The organism is Nitrospirillum amazonense (assembly GCF_007828035.1).
In the GTDB taxonomy this organism is placed as follows: Bacteria; Pseudomonadota; Alphaproteobacteria; order Azospirillales; family Azospirillaceae; genus Nitrospirillum; species Nitrospirillum amazonense.
In genome coordinates this window covers 368,672-386,977 of sequence record NZ_VITV01000003.1, presented here as the reverse complement: position 1 = coordinate 386,977, position 18,306 = coordinate 368,672, and the positions used below count along the sequence as shown (strand labels likewise).

Here is an 18,306-nt window from a genome sequence, read left to right as displayed (position 1 = left end):
CTTTAGCGTTTCAATCGAGCGATCGCACCCTAAGCCGGGTACAGCGCGTCGCTATGGATGCGCAGGGGTTTGGCCACCGGCTGGGGGGCGACCTTCGCCGGGCCCAGCACGGCGGCCACCAGGCGCTGGGTCCAGCCGGGTTCGTCCAGCGGCTGGTGGCGGATCAGCAGGCGGCTGTAAAGGGTGTTGTACAGCAGTTCCACCACCACCGCCTCGTCCAAGTCGGCTGGCAATTCTCCCGAGCGCATGCCCAGGCGCACAATCTCGCGAATGCGTTCCCGGCGGGGCTGCAGGACCTGCGTGCAGTAGGTCTCCAGCACTTCCGGATTGCTTTGCCCTTCCACGATGATGCTGGCGATGACCCGGCCCATGGGACCCGCCATGGTTCCCGCCATGACCGCCAGCAGGCTTTCCAGGTCGCGGCGGGCGGAGCCGGTGGCGCGAATGGGGGCCGCCACCTCCACCACTTCCAATAGCGAGGCGACAGCCAGCGCGCCTTTGGTGGGCCACCAGCGATAAATGGTGGTTTTGGCGCAACCGGACCGGGCGGCCACCGCCTCGATGGTGAAACCGGCCAGGCCCGCTTCCACCAGTAGGTCGTAGGCGCTGCTGAGGATGGCCTGTCGCGACTTGTCACAGCGCGGACGGCCACGGCCGGAACGCTGCTGGGTGGCAGGGCCGGGGCCTGGGGCGTTGGCGAGGGCGGTGGCGGTCATTGGGCGTCTGCGCTTTCACGGCATGGGAATTCGAAAACGGAAAGACGATCCAACCCCAGCGACGGTTTCCAAACGCGGTGGAAAGGGTGCGGCGGCGCTTGGAACGACGGCGTTTCGGGGGACGGCAGCCACTCCCTGGCTTGGCTGCGTGGCGTCTTGTCCCGCCCCTCTTAACGCATCAGATCGCAACAAACAAGATGCGAGCGGGCAACAATGGGTCATATTATTTGCGATTGAGCAGGAAACTGAGCAGGAAACAGTGTCATTGCCCGCTTCCGCTTTCGCCAGTTCGGGCACAGGCTTGGGCGATGGTTCAATCGTCGGTACTGTTGGCGCTGGGTTCCAGGGCAGGGCGGTCATCACCGATGAAACGTTGGCGCAGGGCGGCCCAGGCCGGGGGGCCCTCGCGCACGATGCGGTCGAGGGCCGTCTGGGCGCCGGCCGGGTCGCCGCCCACGCAGGCCTGGTGCAGATCGCGGCCCAGGCGCTGCAGCCGGCGCAGGCCGACATTGCCGGCGGTGGAGACCAGGTCGTGCGCCTCGCCCTGGATGGTGCCGAGGTCTACGCGGGGATCCAGGGCCCGCAGGCGGTCGATGCGGGCCATCCCATTATCCGCGAAGCCGCGCACGAGGCTTTGAAAGGCTGCGGCGGGCACCGCGGCGCCCAGGCCGGACAGCACGCCGGGGTCGAAGGCTGGCTCCAGCCGCTCCGTCGGTTCCGGCGGACCGGCAGCGTCGGGGCCGGCGGCTTCAGGCGGGAGCGGGGCCGGCTGTCCCACCCAATGTTCCACCTTGTGCAGGAACTGCTCCTGATCGAAGGGTTTTGACACATAATCGTTCATGCCCGCCGCCAGGTATTCCTCACGCATGCCCACCATGGCGTTGGCCGTCATGGCGATGATGGGCACCTGGGCGCAGGGTCCACCGGTGCGGATGGCGCGGGTGGCGGCCACACCGTCCATCACCGGCATCTGCACATCCATCAGGATCAGGTCGTAGGCCCGGCCGGCGCAGCGGCCCACGGCCTGCTCCCCGTCCATGGCGTCGTCGACCGCATAGCCTTCCCGTTCCAGCATGATGCGCGCGATGGCGCGGTTGGTCTCATTGTCATCGACCAGCAGGATGCTGTGCCCTTCACCGGGATGGGGGACGATAGTCGGTACCTGGTGTCCCGCCGTGGCCGTCGCCCGTGTCCTGCCACGGGTGGCGGCGCTCGCGCGGCTGGCGGGGGCATTCTGCTGCACCAGGCGGGTCAGCAAGTCCTTCAGCGTGGTCAGGCGCACGGGTTTGGTCAACACGCCATCGAACATGCCCTTCATCTTTCCCAACTCGCCACCGATGGAGGTGACCAGCACCATCTTCACCCCGGCGTAGGCCGGGTCCTGGCGGATTTGGGCGGCGAAGGCCAAGCCGTCCATGATGGGCATGGCTTGGTCGACGAAGATAATGTCGAAGGCGCGGCCCGCCTGGGTGGCCAGCTCCAGCTGGCGCAGGGCCGCATTGCCGCCCGAGGTCGTGACGCACTCAATGCCTAGCCGGTTCAGGTGGCTCTCCATCACCGCCAGGTTCAGGGGCAGGTCATCGACCACCAGGGCGGTTCGGCCGTTCAGCACGGGCGCGCGACCGCCACGGCCCTTGGCCGATACGACCTCCAGCGGGATGGCGAAGCTGAAGGCGGCGCCCTGGCCCGGGCTGCTGGTCACGGCGATGTCGCCGCCCATCAGGCGCACCAGCTGGTGGGAAATGGCCAGGCCCAGGCCGGTGCCGCCGAACTTGCGGTTGATGGAGGTGTCGGCCTGGGTGAACTTCTGGAACAGCCGCGCTTGCTGGTCCTCCGTCATGCCAGGGCCGGTGTCGGTGACGGAGAATTCCAGCAAGCGGCTTTTCTTGTCGGCGCCCTTGGCCGCCACGGGCGCGACCTTGATGCCCACCTGGCCCGTGGCCGTGAACTTCACGGCGTTACCCGCCAGGTTCAGCAGGATCTGGCGCAGACGGGTGGGGTCGCCGCGATAGATGCCGGCGGCCTTGGCATCGACCAGGCTGGTCAGGTCCAGCTTTTTCTCCTGCGCCCGGGTGGCCAGGATGGCGACCACACCGTCCACCACGTCGCCCACGTCGAATTCCAGCATCTCCAGCTCGACCTTGCCGGCCTCCAGCTTCGAGATGTCCAGGATGTTGTTGATGATGTTCAGCAGCGCCTCGGCGCTGTCATAGATGGTCTCGGCGTAGGTGCGCTGGTCATAGGTCAGGTCGGTTTCCAGCAGAATCTGAGTCATGCCCATGACGCCGTTCATGGGCGTGCGGATTTCATGGCTCATATTGGCCAGGAACTCCGACTTGGCCTGGTTGGCGGCCTCGGCCGCGTGGCGGGACCGTTCCAGGTCGTCGGCCAGGGCCACCAGTTCGCTGGCCTGCGCCTCCAGCCGGCTGTTGACCTCGGTCATCGTCTCCAAGTGACGCCGCCGTTCCGTCACGTCGCGGGAGGAGGCGACGAAACGCGCGCCCTCCACCGGGTCGGTGATCAGGCGGGCCACCGTCTCCAGCCACACGGTGGAGCCATCGGCCCTGATGACCCGGAACTGGTAGGTGACGGGCTCGCCATTCGGGGCGGCGAGCAGGCGGCGTTGCGCGTCGGCCAGGATGGGAATGTCCATGGGTTCGGTGAACTCCACCGTGCGCCGGCCCATCACCTGGTCCACCCGCCAGCCCAGCACCCGTTCCACCGAAGGCGACATGTACAGGCAGCGGCCGTCGAGGGCGTGGAGGGCCACGATGTCGGTGGCGTTGTCGGCCAGAAGGCGGAAGCGCTGCTCGCTTTCGGCCAGCGCGGCAGCGCGTGCCTTCTCCGCCGTGATATCGGTCAGGGTGACGGCCAGGCCCCTTTCCCAGGGGACGGCAGAGACCCGCAGCCAGGTGCCTTCGCCATCCAGTCCGCTTTGATGGCGGTTCAGATGCTCAAACGTCTCGGGGGCGTTCTGGCTGACGATGCGGGCGTAGCGCTCGAACATGTCTCCCCCCAAGGGGCCCGGCAATTCCTCCCGCAGGCGCTTGCCCACCAGGTAGGCGGCCGGCTGGCCGATCAAGTGCTCCGCCGCCCGGTTCACCAGCGCGAAGCGGAAGTCGATGACGGCGCCGGTCTTCGGGTCGCGCACTGCCGCCAGAGCGAGGATGCTGTCCAGCGAGCTGTTCATGACGCTGTCCAGGAGGGTGCGCTGCGCCTGCAGGTCGATGCGCGCGCTTTCCAGTTCCGCCACCTTGGCGGCCAGGGCATGGGTTGCCTTGACCTCGGCGGTGCGGTCGCGGCCGGAGCCCCGGAAGCCCAGGAACGTGCCATCTTCACCAAAGCGGGGGATGCCGCTGATGGCGATGAAGTGCGTGTTGCCCTGGTGGTCCAGCGCCGCGTAGGTCAGTTCTCGGAAGGGCTGGCGGGCGGCCAGGAAGGCCTCATAGCGGGCGATGGAGGGATCGTTGGGGTTGGCCGACAGTTCCCGCCGGGTGCGCCCCAGCATGTCCGCGGGATCCAGGCCTATGGTGGTGATGCCCTGCGACATGGCGGAGATGCGCCCGGTTCCGTCCGTTTCCCAGAACCAGTCGCTGGAAATCTCGGTCAGGTCGCGGAAGCGGGCCTCCCGCGCCATCAGTTCCCGGTCCTGCCAGGTGATGGCCTCGGCCATGATGTTAAAGGCGTTGGCCAGTTCCCCCAGCTCGCCGGCACCGGACGGCACGTCCGCGCGAGTGGTCTTGTCGCCCGCCCCCAGGCGGTTCACCGCCTGCTGAAGGGACGCCAGCCAGCGGAGCACCGTGCCGCTCACTGCCGCCCAGGCCAAGCCCATGGCCACCAGGGTCACGGCCAGGGCCAGCAGGGCGATACGTTCGGAATCCCGGTTCACCTTGGCCAGCACGGCGGCGCGGTCGAAGCCGATGATCACGCGCATGCCGGTGGAGGGCAGGGTGGCGCTGCCCATCAGCTTCTCCCGCCCGTCCAGGTCAAAGGCGCTGCCGGTGCCCTGGTCCCGGTCCAGCGCGAAGCGGATGGTGGGCGTGTCGGCCATCTTCCTGCCGATGACCTCGGGCATGGCGGGCAGGCGGGCCATCACCGCGCCCTCCTTGTCCACCATCAGGAAGATCATGTCGTCCTCGAGGATGACCTTGCTGTTCTGTTCCACCCAATCCAGGTTGAGGCCGGCCAGAACCAACCGATCCACGTCGCCGCCGGGCTTCAGGATGGGATAGGCCAGGCCAATGATGGGCTTGGCGGCGGCTCGGCTTAGCAGGAAGCCGCTGACGGTGGGCTTGCCGCTGCGTGCCGCCTCCTGCAGGAAGGCCCGGTCGGCATAGTTGGGCCAGGGCTGGGGCAGGGAAGAGCAGACGAGTTGGCCGTTGCGGGTGGCGACGTGGATGTTGGCCAGCCAGGGCTGGGCATCCTTCATGATGGCGGCGTCGTCGTTGCAGGCTTCGGGCGGCAATAGCGCGGAATGTGTGGCGAAGCTGGCCGTCAGGTCGCGGACTTGGTCCAGCAGGCGCTGTTCGCTGTTGGCCGCCAGGCGGGCGAAGGACAGGGCGGTGGCTTGCACGCTCGCCACCGCTTCATCCCGGCGCTGCTGAATGTCCCAAGCGAGCAGGAGGATGAAAGGCAGGACCGACAACAGTAGAAACAACAGCAGACGGTGCCGCAAACCGAACCGCATGCATCTCCCCCCGCTCGGAAGCGCCGCCGTCCTCCCCTGTGGGATGGGGCGGGGCCATGGGACGGCCGCGCCATGGTCGGCGTCGCCATCCCCATCAATCAAGCAACCAAATCCCGCGAAATCGACGGGAAATAGGGGGTAGTGCCGACCCCGGCCCCAATTCTACCCCCAATCGGGGCAGCAGGATGAAATCCATAAGGGTATCTCGTCCGCCGGCTGTGAGTGCCGCGTTAGTACCCGCATACGCGAACGGCCCCGGCGCGGGGAAGCGCCGGGGCCGTCCAAGTCCGTCCGGAAGGCTGCGCTACAGTCGGCCGATCAAGATGAGGACAAGCACGATGACGATCAGCGTGCCCAGGCCGCCGGCCGGGTAATACCCCCAGTTGACGCTGTGCGGCCAAGTGGGCAAGGCGCCGATCAGGAACAGTATTAGAATGATCAGGATGATGGTTCCAAGGTTCATAGCGGCCTCTCCATAGAATTCGAAGGCGTACGGATGATGGAAATTCATTGTGACCAAAACATGTTTTTAAAGTCCCGTCGGCATGAAAAACCGTCTATCCGGCAAAGAAAAGGGGCCTACACAATTCGAGCCTAAATGCCTAAGCGCCCGATGTATCCCGGACTGCCGGGTTGGAGCGTAAGTAAAAGGGGTGGCATAGGCAGTAGGTCATATGGGGACGGGGTGTGGCCATCGTGGCGATGACGAAATAAATAATGTCCTTCTTTTCCAATCGCCTACTTCATTTCCCAACGATAATTGCCGCATGATCCACCTAAACACGCCACATTCCCGCCATAAGGCGTGTCGAACATTGACTGGCTATTGATGGATCAACTCTTGGGAAATCGCCTGCCCATACTCGATCGGGCATCCGCAGGGGTAGATCCACAGGACCCCGTCATTACCGTCCTGGAGCAAGGTATTCCGGGCGTTGGTGGACGGCGGTCCTGCTCTTCAGTCCGACTGGCACTTCAACCCCAAGTGAGGAAGACGACCATGAACAAGAACCGTATCGAGGGTAATGCCAAGATCGCCGGTGGCGCCGTGAAGGAAGCGGCCGGCAAGGTCATCGGTGACGACCAGATGGCGGCGGAAGGCAAGGCCAAGAAGGTCGAAGGCCATGCCCAGAACGCCGCCGGCAAGATTCAGGAAGCCGGCAAGGCCCTGAAGGATACCGCCAAGAAGGCTCTGGACTGATAGGGCGGCGGTGGTCTGCCGCTGTGCCCGCCGCTGGACCGGTGACGGCGTGAACGCCGTCACCCCCCGCACCGCGGCGGGGTCCCTGACCTTATTGACGAGTGCATTGAAACAGCAAAGGGAGCGGCCCGTCCGGCCGTTCCCGTCCACCATCCCCGCCGGCTGGACCCTCAGCGGCGACGGCTTGGCCGGTGCCCCCGGCCGGCCCAATAACGGAGTGACCATGATGCCTGTGTCGCACATCTCGACGGCGGCCAAGCCGTCCCTGCAGTCCCGAGTCATTCCCGCCGCCCTGTCGGCCCTGATGGTTTTCGGCGCCATGACCGCGACCGCGCCGCACGCGCTGGCCGCCGTCGCCTCGCATGGCACCGACCAGAGCAACCTGGTGGAGCGTGCCCGTGTCACCGTTGATGATCTGCGCAAGGACAAGGAATTCGGCAACGCCCGTGAGTTGATGAAGCGCGCCAAGGGCGTGCTGATCGTGCCGCAGCTGATCAAGGGCGGCTTCTTCGTGGGCGGTGAGGGCGGCGACGCCGTGCTGCTGACGCGCGGCCCCAACGGCGAGTTCAGCTATCCCGCCTTCTACACCCTGGGCTCGGCCTCCTTCGGCCTGCAGATCGGCGTGGAGCAGGCGGAGCTGGTGCTGTTCATCATGAGCGACAAGGCCCTGTCGTCCGTCCTGCAGGATGAATTCAAGATCGGTGCCCAGGCGGGCTTGGCCGTGGTGACCTTGGGCTCCACCGCCGAGGCCGCCACCGGCACCTCGATGAGCGGCGACATCATCGTCTGGTCCTCGGCCAGCGGCGCCTATGCGGGCCTGACGCTCAACGGCTCGGTCCTGAAGCCGCGCGACAGCTGGAACGAGGCCTATTACGGCAAGCCGGAATCGGTGTCTGCCATCGTCTCGGCCCGCAGCGTCAAGAATGCTGACGCCGACGGCCTGCGCAAGAACCTGGCAACCATACGCTGACGTTTTGTTCACCAAAAGGGGAGGGGCGGCGTGGAGCCCCTCCTCACCTGGAGCTATACGGATTGCGCCGGGGTATGTCCACAGGCAAGGATTGGCGCGTTCGGTCTAGGCGGAAGGTTTGAAAATAATAGGCCTGCCTCAAAGCTTATATAAAACATTCTATATTATGAAGAACCGGCTAAATTTATTGATAAAGATATAGCAAATAATTTCTGCGCAACGCTCCCTATGCAGAGTTTGTTTATTTACAGCTGGGACAAATAATACGATCCCGGCTTGGCAATCATTCAAGGAGAGGAGCAGACCATGATCCCGCCCACGGTTCCCCCCAGCGTCCCCCCCGCCGCCACCGAGCAGTCCGTCAAGGTGTTGAATGACCTGATCGAGAAGACCCTGGACAGCGCCCTTGGCTACAAGGACGCCGCGGAAGAGGCGACCAACGACAGCTTCAAGACGCTGTTCGCCACCCGCGCCCGCCAGCGTCGCCAGCTGACGACCGCCCTGCAGGCCGAAGTCATCAGCCTGGGCGGCCAGCCGGAAACCGACGGCACGGTGCTGGGGGCCGCCCGTCGCATGTTCGTGAACCTGAAGAATGCCGTCACCGGCAGCGATCAGAGCGTCGTCGCCGCCGTCGAGGCGGGCGAGGACGACATCAAGTCCAGCTTCGAGAAGGCGCTGCAGGGCGACCTGCCCATGCCGGCGCGCGAAGTGGTCGCCACCTGCTACGACAGCATCAAGGCCGACCACGACCAGATGAGCACCCTGAAGCACGCGCTGGAACGCCGTTGACCGGCGGCGCGTGACGCCAGATCCGGCGGGCCCCGTCTGACCCGGGCTCGCCAAATCTGAGGGGGACGCGAGCGCAGATCGACGTCCCCCAACCGACGAAGGAGAAGGACGATGAAGAGCGAAACCATCGACGCCGCCGCCACCGCCGCCCGTTCCGTGCGCGATGCCGCGCGGGAGGATGCCGACCACCTGTCCAGCGCCATCAAGGCGGAGGCCAGCGATCTCTACAAGACGCTGGCGGCCAAGGGCGAGGCGGCGGCCAAGGCCGTGGGTACGCAGGTGGAGGCGCAGCCCATCACCAGCCTGCTGCTGGCCTTCTCCGCCGGTTTCATCGCCAGCCGCCTGCTGTCCCGCTGAGGCGGGCGGGCGTGGCTGGACAATAAGCGCCGCATAAGGGGGACCGGTGATGGAAGGCTGGACCAAGCTGGCCGTTATGGCCTTGTCGCAACTGGGGGTGATCCCCTTTGGTCCGGTGCACCGGTCCTCTCCGGCGCCGCTGGTCGACGGTGTCGTCACGGTTGTCATCACCGGGGTGATGGCCATGCTGGCGATCATCGCGGCGGTGGGCCTGCTTTGCGCCGCGCTGTGGGCCGGGATGGAACCGCAGATGGGCCCGGTCTGGACGCCTGCGCTGGTGGCGCTGGCCCTGATCGTGCTGTGCCTGGTGCTGTTGGTGGTGATGCGGCTGCTGGTCAGCCGTCGCGAACCGCCGGCCCCGCCGGCGTTGCATCCCGCACTGGATTTAGACCCGGAGGTGCTGCTGACCGAAGCCCAGCGCCTGGTGGTCAAACACAAGGTGCCAGCCTTGCTGGCGGCCGTGGTGGCCGGGTTGATTGTCGGGAACCCCGGCAGTCGCGCCAGCCGCAAGTGAATGCAACCCCTAGCCCATCAAGGAGGGCCACGATGACCACGAAACTCCGCGCGCTTGTTCTTTTGTCCATGCTGGGCATGGGGGCGCTGGTCAGCGCCTGCCATACCACCGAGGGCGCCGGCGAGGATATCTCCGCCACCGGCCACGCCATCAGCAAGGAGGCCCACAAGGACACCCCGTGATCGGGCGTTTCCCGCGTGCCTTTAGGAAAAACACCCGCCTGCGACACCGCCGGCGGGTGTTTTTCTGCCTGCCTCAGCGATAGCGCCGATGGGCTTCCAGCGTCAGGCCCAGGCCGACGGAACCGAACTTGTCGCCCTCGACCACCCGGGCCTCCGGCAGTTCCGCCAGGATGCTGGCGCGCACGTTGGGCAGCAGGGTGGACCCGCCGGTCAGGAACACGGCATCGATCTTGTCGCGCGTGAGGCCGCTGTCGTCCAGGGCCTTGCGGATCATGCCGGCGATGCCGTCGGTCAGCGGCGTGGTGGCCGTGGCGAAGCCGGGCACGGTGAAGGGGATGGTCAATCCACGCTCGATGAAGTCGAAGGGGATGTCCACCGCCACGTCCGCTCCTCCCGGCTGGGCCGCCGTGGCGCTGAGGCGGATCTTGGTGCGCTCCACCGTCATGGCGACGCGGTGGCCCAAGTGTTCCTCCACCACATGGATCAGCCGGCCGATCAGGTCGGGCTTCGCGGACTCGCGCAGCACCTGGCGCAGCTCCGCCATTACCTTGGGAGCGTAGAGGAAGTTGATCTTGGACCAGGTGGCCAGGTCATTGAAATAGCTGTTGGGCGCCAGCAGGCCGGCGCGCTTCATCGGCGACTGGTAGCCTAGGTGCGGCATGACGCCGTGCAGCGACAGCAGGCGGTCGAAGTCGGTGCCGCCGATGCGCACGCCGGTGCTGGCCAGGATGTCCTGGCCCCGGTCCGCGGCCTCCCGCCGATCCGGTCCGATGCGCACGATGGAAAAGTCGGAGGTGCCGCCGCCGATGTCGGCGATCAGCGCGATCTCCTCCGCATTCACCTGGCGCTCGTAATCCAGGGCGGCGGCGATGGGCTCGAATTGGAAGGAGATGTCGGTGTAGCCGATGTCGCGCGCGATCTCCGCCAGGGCTGCTTCCGCCCGGCGGTCGGCCGCGTCGTCACCGTCCACGAAATGCACGGGGCGGCCGTGGACCACCTGGGTCAGGGGGTGGCCGGCCTGCTCCTCCGCCCGGCGCTTGATCTCCGTCAGCAGGATCTTCAGCACGTCGCGGAAGCGGATGCGCCGCCGGTCCAGCTGGGTTTCCATGTCGATCAGGTCGGTACCCAGCACCGACTTCAGGGAGCGCATCAGGCGCCCGTCGGCCCCCTCGGCATAGATCTGGATGGCGGCGCGGCCGAACTCCTCCCGCTTGGCGGCGAAGTCGAAGAACAGCGCGCTGGGCAGGGTGGTCTCCTCCCCCTCCAGCGGCAGCAGGCGGGCCTCGCTATCCTCGACGACGCCCAGGGTGCTGTTCGACGTTCCAAAGTCCAGGCCGCAATAGCCCATGGTGCGCGCTCCAACGACGGCCGAAAGCATCGGTTTTTGAAATGGGGGCGCGGTTTGTAACGGAAATAGCCGGGCGCGGCCAGGAAAAATGGAGTCTTTCCCTTGGCGCCGGGCCCATTTCCGCGGGCTGGTAGGCTACAGCGGCGACGCCGCCGGCTTCACGTCGGCGGGGCGGTGGACTCGCGGACCACCAGGCTGTGGTCGAACACCTTCTTCAGGTAGCTGCCCACCTGGCCGGCGGTGCGGTCGATAATGAAACGGGCGGCGGCGGCGCCCATTTCCATCACCGGCTGGCGCACAGTGGTCAGCGGCGGGCAAACGACGCTGGCGGCCGGCAGGTCGTCGATGCCGGCCACCGACAGGGCGCTCGGCACCGGGATGCCCATTTTGTAGGCCACGGACAGCACGGCCATGGCCATGCTGTCGTTGGCGGCGAAGATGGCGGTGGGGCGCCGCGGTTGTTCCAGCAGGGCGCGGGCGGCCGACAGGCCGCTGTCGAAGGTGAACAGGCCCGGCTGGATCAGACGATCTGGGATGGGCCCGCCGTCGAACAGGGCGTCGCGATAGCCCGCCTCACGCTGAGCCGCCGCCGCGTGCTTGGGGTGGCCCTGAATGAAGCCGATGTCGCGGTGCCCTTGGTCAATCAGGTGGCGCGTCATCTGGAATGCCGCCTGGTAATTGTCGATGTCGACACCCCAGCCCCATTTCTCCTCGGCGCTGCCGTCCAGGGTGGGGGAGATGCGCACGCAGGTGACACCGCGCTGTGCCAGCAGGGACAACAACTGGGGATCGTCGCACAACGGGGGGATCAGGATGACGCCATCGACGCGCAGGGTGGAAACCAGAGTCTCCGTCAGGGCGGTAAAGTCGGACGCGCCCAGGTCGATGTATTCCGTCAGCAGGTGGTAACCGCCGGCGCGGCAGGCCTGGATGGCGCCCATCTGCAGTTCGGTCACGTACAGCATGGCGTTGTCCGACACCCCGCCGGAGGAGACCAGCGCGATCAGGAAGCTGCGCGATCCCGACAGGGCGCGGGCCGACAGGCTGGGCGTGTAGTTCAGGCTGCGCGCCGCCTCCATCACCCGGGCACGCGTCTCCGCGCTGGCCTTGGGTTCCCCGTTCAGCACGCGGGACACCGTCTTGATGGAGACGTTGGCCACGCGGGCGACATCATAAATGGTGGCCTTGCTCAACGCCTCGAACCTCCAACCAGACCGCTGCCCCCTTGCCATTCCGGAGGTTTGTGCCCCGCCTCCTGAAAGCGGCGGGATCATAGCATCGGCGGGCGGCAAAGATAGTGCGTGAAACCGGCGGCGGCGGGCCGGCACTGACACGGTGTGTCCTTGCCGGCGGTTTTTGAGAAACCCTCTTGCGCGCGGTTGTTCTGGATGATAACAAAATAGGGCCAACGAGGCCTCCTTATTTTTTCGACACCAGGGACAGCGCTGTCATTCAGCCCCAGGGTCGAAGGACAACAACAAGGCGGGGCCCAACAAACGGGAGAGACGATCATGCGTGACGCTTGCGCGTTCCAGGACCGGGCCATCCGGTAAGCCGGCCGCCCTTTTTAAAAGAACATCATCGGATATGAGCCATCGCGCCCCCACGTTGCGGCGGTGAACGGCGGGCCTTGCCTTGAGCCGCCACCCCGCGCCACGGACAACGCGATGAAAGCCTGCCGGCTTAGGCACCTGCTTGGGTGCGGCCTGGCCCCTGGATGACCGGGGCCGGGGCAGGCGCCGCTCATCCTCCAGGCAGGCCCGAAAGAGGCTCGGCACAGAAGCCGGGGCCCGTCTTCGCGACGACAAGAACAAAGAAGCAGAATGGGAGTATTGGGAGAGATGCGTACCTACACCCTGTTGGCCGCCACCGCGCTGGCCAGCCTGATCGCCACCCCCGGCCTGGCCCAGACCGCCGCCCCGCAAAACGCCCCCCAGGCCGCGTCGCAGCAGCTGGAGGACATCGTCGTCACCGCCGAGCGGCGGCAGGAAACGACACAGAAGACGCCCATCGCCATCACCGCCTTTTCCGGCGACACCCTGCAGCAGCGCGGCGTTTCCAGCTCCACCGACCTCAACAACATGGTTCCCGGCCTGGCCGTGGGCAATAACGGCAGCGGGTCCGTCCAGATCGCCATCCGCGGCATCGGCAGCACCAACGACACCGAGGTGGGCGACCCCGCCGTGGCCTTCAACGTCGACGGCGTCTACATGGCCCGGTCGCGCGCCGCCATCGGCGCCCTCTATGACATCGATCGCATCGAGGTTCTGCGCGGTCCCCAGGGCACGCTATATGGCCGCAACGCCACCGCCGGCAGCATCAACGTCATCACCAAACGGCCGAGCGACAAGTTCGAGGGGAATGCGTCGCTGGATTACGGCAACTACAACAACCTGCAGACCTCCGGCATGCTGAACGTGCCGCTGACCGACACGCTGGCCGTGCGCGCCGCTTTCCAGACCAGCCGGCACGACGGCTATACCAACAACGGCCGCTCCAGCAATTTTAATGACGAGGATACGCAGGCCGGCCGCCTGCAGGTCCAATTGACCCCCAGTGAGACGTTCAAGGCCCTGCTGTCGGTCGACATCTTCCATGAGGGCGGCGTGGGCTACGCCTCCGCGCCCATCGGCCAGTACGCCAAGTTCGGTTCGCCCTACACCTATCCGGTGTCGGCGGACGGCAGCCTGAACCACACCAACAAGGGTGTGTCGCTGACCACGGACTGGGATTTGGGTTTCGCCACCCTGACCTATGTCGGCGCCTACCGCACGGACACCGACCACACCCATGGCGGTTCCACGCAGAGTTCCACCTGCGCGGCCCCCTCTGGCGCGCTTTGCGCGTCCACCATCTTCCGGTCCGATGAGGACCAGATGTCGCACGAACTGCGCCTGGCCAACAGCGACGGGCCGCTGAAGTGGGTGACCGGCCTCTATTACTTCAAGGAGAACAACGACGTCCTGTTCGCGCTGGACCCCATCGCCGGCATCACCTCGCTGGCCTTCGTCCAGCCGGTGGTGACGGAGGAGTCCAAGGCCGCCTTCGCCCAGGCGACCTACAGCCTCACCGACAGCCTGCGGGTGACGGGCGGCCTGCGCTATACCGAGGACAACAAGGCTCGCACCGGCGCCACCGAGGCCTTCGGCCACATTGTCGGCAACACCTATGTCGGCGGCTCCCCCCTGTACCTCAACGACGCGGACCTGACCTGGCATTCCACCAACTGGAAGGTGGGGGCGGAATACGATCTGGCGCCGGACAGCCTGCTCTATGCCTCCATCGGCACGGGCTACAAGGCCGGCGGCTATGGCGACGGCCAGCCGCCCAACAACAACCCCTACCAGCCGGAAAAGCTGACCGCCTATGAGGTCGGCGTGAAGAACCAGTTCATGGACAAGAAGCTGCAGCTGAACCTGACCGGCTTCTACTACGACTATCAGGACTTCCAGGTCAGCGCCATCGGCCAGGTGGCAGGCCAGGCGTCCACCGTCACGGTCAACGCCGGCACGGCCGAGGTCTACGGCGTGGAGGTGGAAGGGGCAGCCCTGCTGACCCAGAGCGACCGCGTGGACGGCAGCGTCTCCTACATCCATGCCCGCTACACTGATTTCGTCCTGGCGACGGGCGACGTCTTCCACCCCAGCAGCGCCGCCGTCTACACCGGCAACACGCTGGCCAAGTCGCCCGAATGGACCATCAACCTGGGCTACCAGCACATGTGGGACCTGGCGTCCGGCGCCATGATCACGGCCCGCGTCGACAGCGTCTATGTCGGCGACCAGAACCTGGACTACCGCAACTTCGCCGTCACCGAGCAGAAGGCCTACACCAAGACCAACCTGTCGCTGGCCTACGACGACGCCGACCGGCGCTGGCGGGTCATGGCCTATGTCCGCAACCTGGAGAACAACGCCGTGCTGGTCGTGGCTAACCCCGACACCAACGGGTCGGGCAACCGCCTGGCCGGCAGCGGCTCCTACGCCCCGCCCCGCACCTATGGCGTGAGGGTGTCCGCCAACTTCTAACCCGCTTCCTCCGAGGCCTGGTGCCTCACTTCCCCTGGGCGTGCCGCAGGAACATCCTTCCCCGGCGGCACGCCTCTTTTTCCATTTCGCCTCACGGGATGATTAGCCCATGCCTTCGCAGCACCGCCGCCTGACCGCCTTGGTGACCTTGAGCCTGCTGCTGACCGCCGCCGCGGCCGTTCCCGCCGTGGGCGGACCGCCGCAGCCGGTGCTGGGCAGCCGGGTGAAGCCGCTGCTGTCGGTGGACGGGCTGTCTTTCCGCGACCTGAACGGCAACGGCACGCTGGATCCTTATGAGGACTGGCGCCTGCCGATCGATGCCCGCGTGGCCGACCTGCTGGGCCGCATGACGGTGGCGGAGAAGGCCGGCACCCTGCTGCACGGCACGGTTCCGCCCGAAGGCGGCTTCACCTTCGCGACCATGCGCGGGCCCTACGATTTTCCGTTAGCCACCCACATGATCCGGGACTTCGGCATCACCACCCTGATCACCCGCCAGGCGACGCCGCCCCAGCAGTTGGCGGAGCAGGACAACCGCCTGCAGGCGGTGGCGGAGGGTGGACGCCTGGGTATCCCCCTGACGCTCAGCACCGATCCGCGCAACCACTTCCAGGTGACGGCCGGCGCCAGCCAGTTGTCCGCCGGCTTCTCGCAATGGCCGGAGACGTTGGGCTTGGGCGCTATCGGCGACCCCGCCCTGGTGCGCCGCTTCGCCGACATCGCGCGCCAAGAATACCGGGCGGTGGGCATCCACCAGACCCTGTCGCCTCAGGCCGACGTGGCGACGGAGCCGCGTTGGTCCCGCATCAACGGCACCTTTGGCGAGGATCCCGTCTTGGACGGCCGCCTGGTCCAGGCCTATGTCGAGGGCTTCCAGGGCGGTGACGACGGCCCCGGTGTCAGCGGCGTCTCGGCAGTGGTCAAGCACTGGGTGGGCTATGGCGCGGCGGCGGAGGGCTTCGACAGCCACAACAGCTATGGCCGCTATTCTCTGGTGCGACCCGCGCACTTCGACCAGCACGTCCTTCCCTTCAAGGGCGCCTTCGCCGCCCATGTCGCGGGCGTCATGCCCACCTATTCCATCCTGAAAGAGATGGTGGTGGACGGGAAGCCGGTGGAGCAGGTGGGGGCGGGCTTCAATCATTGGCTCCTGACCGACCTGCTGCGCGGCACCTATGGCTTCCAGGGCATCATCCTGTCCGACTGGGCCATCGCCAATGATTGCAACGCGGTGTGCCGCAACGGCTTCCCCGCGGGTGAGCGGCCTACCTTCAAGGATTTCTCCACCGCCTGGGGTGTCGAGGATTTGTCCACCCCGGCGCGCTTCGCCAAGGGACTGGAGGCCGGGCTGGACCAGTTCGGCGGCGTGGACGATCCCGCGCCCCTGCTGGCGGCGGTGAAGCAGGGCCTAGTGACCGAGGCGCGGCTGGACCAGTCGGTGCGCCGCATCCTGGCCCTGAAGTTCCAGCAAGGCCTGTTCGAGAACCCCTATGTGGATGCCGACGCCGCCGCCAAGGTTGTGGGCACGCCGCAGTTCCTGGCCGAGGGGCTGGCGGCGCAATCGCGCTCCATGGTTTTGCTGGAGGCGGGCGAGGGGCCTGTGGCCCTGGCGGGCCGCAAGGTCTACCTGCGCGGCGTGTCGGCGGAGGCCGCCAAGGCCGCCGGCCTGACGGTGGTGGACGACCCCAAACAGGCGGAAGTCGCCGTTCTGCGCCTGTCCGCGCCCTTCCAGACCCTGCACCCCAACTACACCTTCGGCAGCCTGCAGCATGAGGGCGATTTGGGCTTCAATGATGGAAACGCGGACTATGAGGCGCTGAAGGCCGTGGCCGCCGCCAAGGTGCCGGCGGTGGTCAGTGTCTATCTCGACCGCCCGGCCATTCTGACCAACATCCGCGACAAGGCCACCCGCCTCTATGCCGATTTCGGCGTCAGTGACCGGGCCTTCCTGGATGTGGTCACCGGCAAGGTGGCGGCGCAGGGCCACCTGCCGTTCGAGCTGCCGCGCAGCATGGCGGCGGTGGCGGCCCAGGCGTCGGACGTGCCGCACGACAGCAAGGACCCGCTGTACCCCATCGGCAGCGGGGGCGCTGGACGATGATGAACCGGTGGTGGGTGTGGGCGCCGCTTCTGCTGATGGCCCTGCTGGCCTCGGCCCCTGCCGTCCAGGCGGCGCCGGCCAAGCCGCGGGTCTTCGTGCTGACCGACATCGCCAACGAGCCGGATGATGAGGAGTCCTTCGTCCGCTTCCTGCTCTATACCGACCAGATGGACGTGGCCGGCATGGCGGCCACCACCTCCACCTGGCTCCGGGACCAGGTGCACCCGGAGCGGCTGCGGGAACGCATCCAGGCTTATGGTCAGGTGCTACCCAATCTGCGGGCGCATGATCCGGCCTATCCCGATGCCCAGGCGCTGTTGGACCGGGTCACGGCGGGGCCGGCGCTTTACGGCCTGGCCGGCGTGGGGGAGGGGCGGGACAGCGCCGCGTCCGACGCGCTGATCGCCGCCGTGGACGACCCCAATCCTCGGCCGCTCTGGGTTACCATCTGGGGCGGCGCCAACGTGCTGGCGCAGGCGCTGCACCATGTGGCGGCCACCCGCACGCCGGACCAGGTGGCCGCCTTCGTCGCCCGCCTGCGGGTTTATGCCATTTCCGACCAGGACGACAGCGGCCCCTGGATCCGCGCCCGGTATCCCCAGCTGTTCTGGATCGGCAGCGTCCACGCCTTCAGCCACTATTCCACCGCCATCTGGACCGGCATGTCGGGGGAGGATTTCTATCAGTTCCCCGGGCCGGACAGCGCCTCCGTCTCCCACGACTGGATCGACGCCCATATCCGCAAAGGGCCGCTGGGCGGCCTTTATCCCCAATGGAAATTCATCATGGAGGGGGACACGCCGTCCTTCCTCTACTTGGTCGATAACGGCCTGAACGCGCCGGATCATCCCGACTACGGCGGCTGGGGCGGGCGATATGGCCTGGCGAATGAGGGCATGGGGCTGCATACCGATGTGGTGGATACGGCCGTGGGCGGCGACGGCCGGCCCCATCGTAACGCCCAGGCCACCATCTGGCGCTGGCGCGAGGCCTACCAGAACGACTTCGCCGCCCGCATCGGCTGGACGCTGACGGCGGATCACGCCCAGGCCAGCCATCCGCCCCAGGTGGTGGTGAACGGGCAGGGTGGCAGCGAGCCGCTGCATCTGACCCTGCGCCCGGGGGAAAGCGCCACCCTGGACGCGGACGCCTCCATCAACCCGGATGGCGGCCCGCTGACCTTCCGCTGGTGGCAGTACAAGGAGCCCAGTACCTGGCAGGACGCCCTGGTGGTGGTGCCGGAGCTGGGCATCGCCGGCGCCGACACCGCCAAGGCCACCATCACCGCCCCGACCGCCCGGCCCCTGCTGCCGGGTCCGCAGCAGTTGCACCTGATCCTGGAGGTGACGGGCGGCGGCCCGTTGCCGCTGACCCGCTATCGCCGCGTCATCATCGCGATGCCGCAGTCATGAC

At 66.7% G+C, this 18,306-nt stretch carries 14 protein-coding genes; 9 read left to right on the top strand and 5 right to left on the bottom strand.

All coding sequences use genetic code 11. From position 1 onward, the window contains the following. Positions 1–29: 29 nt before the first annotated feature. From FBZ87_RS09615 to FBZ87_RS09605, 3 genes are all read right to left on the bottom strand, one after another. On the bottom strand, positions 30–716 hold the full coding sequence (locus FBZ87_RS09615; protein ID WP_145610114.1) for a TetR/AcrR family transcriptional regulator: 687 nt from the start codon (positions 714–716) through the stop codon (positions 30–32). A 313-nt stretch (positions 717–1,029) separates the two neighbouring features. Beyond that, a complete protein-coding gene (locus FBZ87_RS09610; protein ID WP_145610113.1) occupies positions 1,030–5,403 on the bottom strand; it encodes a response regulator in 4,374 nt (1,457 codons plus the stop codon). Between the two features lie 304 nt (positions 5,404–5,707). Next, positions 5,708–5,866, bottom strand: a complete 159-nt coding sequence (locus FBZ87_RS09605) for a DUF3309 family protein (protein WP_040843864.1) — start codon at positions 5,864–5,866, stop codon at positions 5,708–5,710. Between the two features lie 537 nt (positions 5,867–6,403). Between FBZ87_RS09605 and FBZ87_RS09600 the strand changes: the two genes are divergently transcribed. The 6 genes from FBZ87_RS09600 (at position 6,404) to FBZ87_RS09575 (ending at position 9,416) form a co-directional block, all read left to right on the top strand. Further along, complete coding sequence (locus FBZ87_RS09600) at positions 6,404–6,604, top strand: CsbD family protein (RefSeq protein WP_088873218.1); 201 nt, start codon at positions 6,404–6,406, stop codon at positions 6,602–6,604. Positions 6,605–6,827: 223 nt separating this feature from the next. Next, positions 6,828–7,574: a lipid-binding SYLF domain-containing protein gene (locus FBZ87_RS09595; RefSeq protein WP_145610112.1), complete on the top strand. Its 747-nt coding sequence runs from the start codon at positions 6,828–6,830 to the stop codon at positions 7,572–7,574. A gap of 306 nt (positions 7,575–7,880) precedes the next feature. Then, positions 7,881–8,363 carry a ferritin-like domain-containing protein gene (locus tag FBZ87_RS09590; protein ID WP_145610111.1) on the top strand — a complete coding sequence of 161 codons (483 nt, stop codon included), beginning with the start codon at positions 7,881–7,883 and terminating at the stop codon, positions 8,361–8,363. A gap of 111 nt (positions 8,364–8,474) precedes the next feature. Beyond that, positions 8,475–8,720 (top strand): hypothetical protein, encoded by a 246-nt coding sequence (locus FBZ87_RS09585; RefSeq protein WP_145610110.1) that lies wholly within the window; start codon positions 8,475–8,477, stop codon positions 8,718–8,720. 49 nt (positions 8,721–8,769) lie between these two features. Next, entirely contained in the window at positions 8,770–9,234 is a 465-nt protein-coding gene (locus FBZ87_RS09580) for a hypothetical protein (RefSeq protein ID WP_145610109.1), read from the top strand. A gap of 32 nt (positions 9,235–9,266) precedes the next feature. Further along, positions 9,267–9,416, top strand: a complete 150-nt coding sequence (locus tag FBZ87_RS09575) for an entericidin A/B family lipoprotein (protein WP_145610108.1) — start codon at positions 9,267–9,269, stop codon at positions 9,414–9,416. Between the two features lie 73 nt (positions 9,417–9,489). Here FBZ87_RS09575 and FBZ87_RS09570 read toward each other — a convergent pair whose 3' ends face one another. After that, a complete protein-coding gene (locus FBZ87_RS09570) occupies positions 9,490–10,764 on the bottom strand; it encodes an Hsp70 family protein (protein WP_145610107.1) in 1,275 nt (424 codons plus the stop codon). A gap of 158 nt (positions 10,765–10,922) precedes the next feature. Continuing rightward, the gene (locus tag FBZ87_RS09565) at positions 10,923–11,957 is read right to left on the bottom strand and encodes a LacI family DNA-binding transcriptional regulator (RefSeq protein ID WP_211106904.1); all 1,035 of its coding nucleotides are present in this window, start codon (positions 11,955–11,957) and stop codon (positions 10,923–10,925) included. 648 nt (positions 11,958–12,605) lie between these two features. Between FBZ87_RS09565 and FBZ87_RS09560 the strand changes: the two genes are divergently transcribed. The 3 genes from FBZ87_RS09560 (at position 12,606) to FBZ87_RS09550 (ending at position 18,305) form a co-directional block, all read left to right on the top strand. Beyond that, complete coding sequence (locus FBZ87_RS09560) at positions 12,606–14,792, top strand: TonB-dependent receptor (RefSeq protein ID WP_145610105.1); 2,187 nt, start codon at positions 12,606–12,608, stop codon at positions 14,790–14,792. Between the two features lie 109 nt (positions 14,793–14,901). Then, positions 14,902–16,893: a glycoside hydrolase family 3 protein gene (locus FBZ87_RS09555; RefSeq protein WP_246134320.1), complete on the top strand. Its 1,992-nt coding sequence runs from the start codon at positions 14,902–14,904 to the stop codon at positions 16,891–16,893. Beyond that, entirely contained in the window at positions 16,890–18,305 is a 1,416-nt protein-coding gene (locus tag FBZ87_RS09550) for a DUF1593 domain-containing protein (protein ID WP_145610104.1), read from the top strand. The genes FBZ87_RS09555 and FBZ87_RS09550 overlap by 4 nt, the downstream gene beginning before the upstream one ends. The last annotated feature ends 1 nt before the right edge of the window (position 18,306 follow it).

Coding starts and splice junctions, on each gene's coding strand:
- FBZ87_RS09615 (WP_145610114.1), bottom strand. CDS start 716: ATGACCGCCACCGCCCTCGCCAACGCCCCAGGCCCCGGCCCTGCCACC.
- FBZ87_RS09610 (WP_145610113.1), bottom strand. CDS start 5,403: ATGCGGTTCGGTTTGCGGCACCGTCTGCTGTTGTTTCTACTGTTGTCG.
- FBZ87_RS09605 (WP_040843864.1), bottom strand. CDS start 5,866: ATGAACCTTGGAACCATCATCCTGATCATTCTAATACTGTTCCTGATC.
- FBZ87_RS09600 (WP_088873218.1), top strand. CDS start 6,404: ATGAACAAGAACCGTATCGAGGGTAATGCCAAGATCGCCGGTGGCGCC.
- FBZ87_RS09595 (WP_145610112.1), top strand. CDS start 6,828: ATGATGCCTGTGTCGCACATCTCGACGGCGGCCAAGCCGTCCCTGCAG.
- FBZ87_RS09590 (WP_145610111.1), top strand. CDS start 7,881: ATGATCCCGCCCACGGTTCCCCCCAGCGTCCCCCCCGCCGCCACCGAG.
- FBZ87_RS09585 (WP_145610110.1), top strand. CDS start 8,475: ATGAAGAGCGAAACCATCGACGCCGCCGCCACCGCCGCCCGTTCCGTG.
- FBZ87_RS09580 (WP_145610109.1), top strand. CDS start 8,770: ATGGAAGGCTGGACCAAGCTGGCCGTTATGGCCTTGTCGCAACTGGGG.
- FBZ87_RS09575 (WP_145610108.1), top strand. CDS start 9,267: ATGACCACGAAACTCCGCGCGCTTGTTCTTTTGTCCATGCTGGGCATG.
- FBZ87_RS09570 (WP_145610107.1), bottom strand. CDS start 10,764: ATGGGCTATTGCGGCCTGGACTTTGGAACGTCGAACAGCACCCTGGGC.
- FBZ87_RS09560 (WP_145610105.1), top strand. CDS start 12,606: ATGCGTACCTACACCCTGTTGGCCGCCACCGCGCTGGCCAGCCTGATC.
- FBZ87_RS09555 (WP_246134320.1), top strand. CDS start 14,902: ATGCCTTCGCAGCACCGCCGCCTGACCGCCTTGGTGACCTTGAGCCTG.
- FBZ87_RS09550 (WP_145610104.1), top strand. CDS start 16,890: ATGATGAACCGGTGGTGGGTGTGGGCGCCGCTTCTGCTGATGGCCCTG.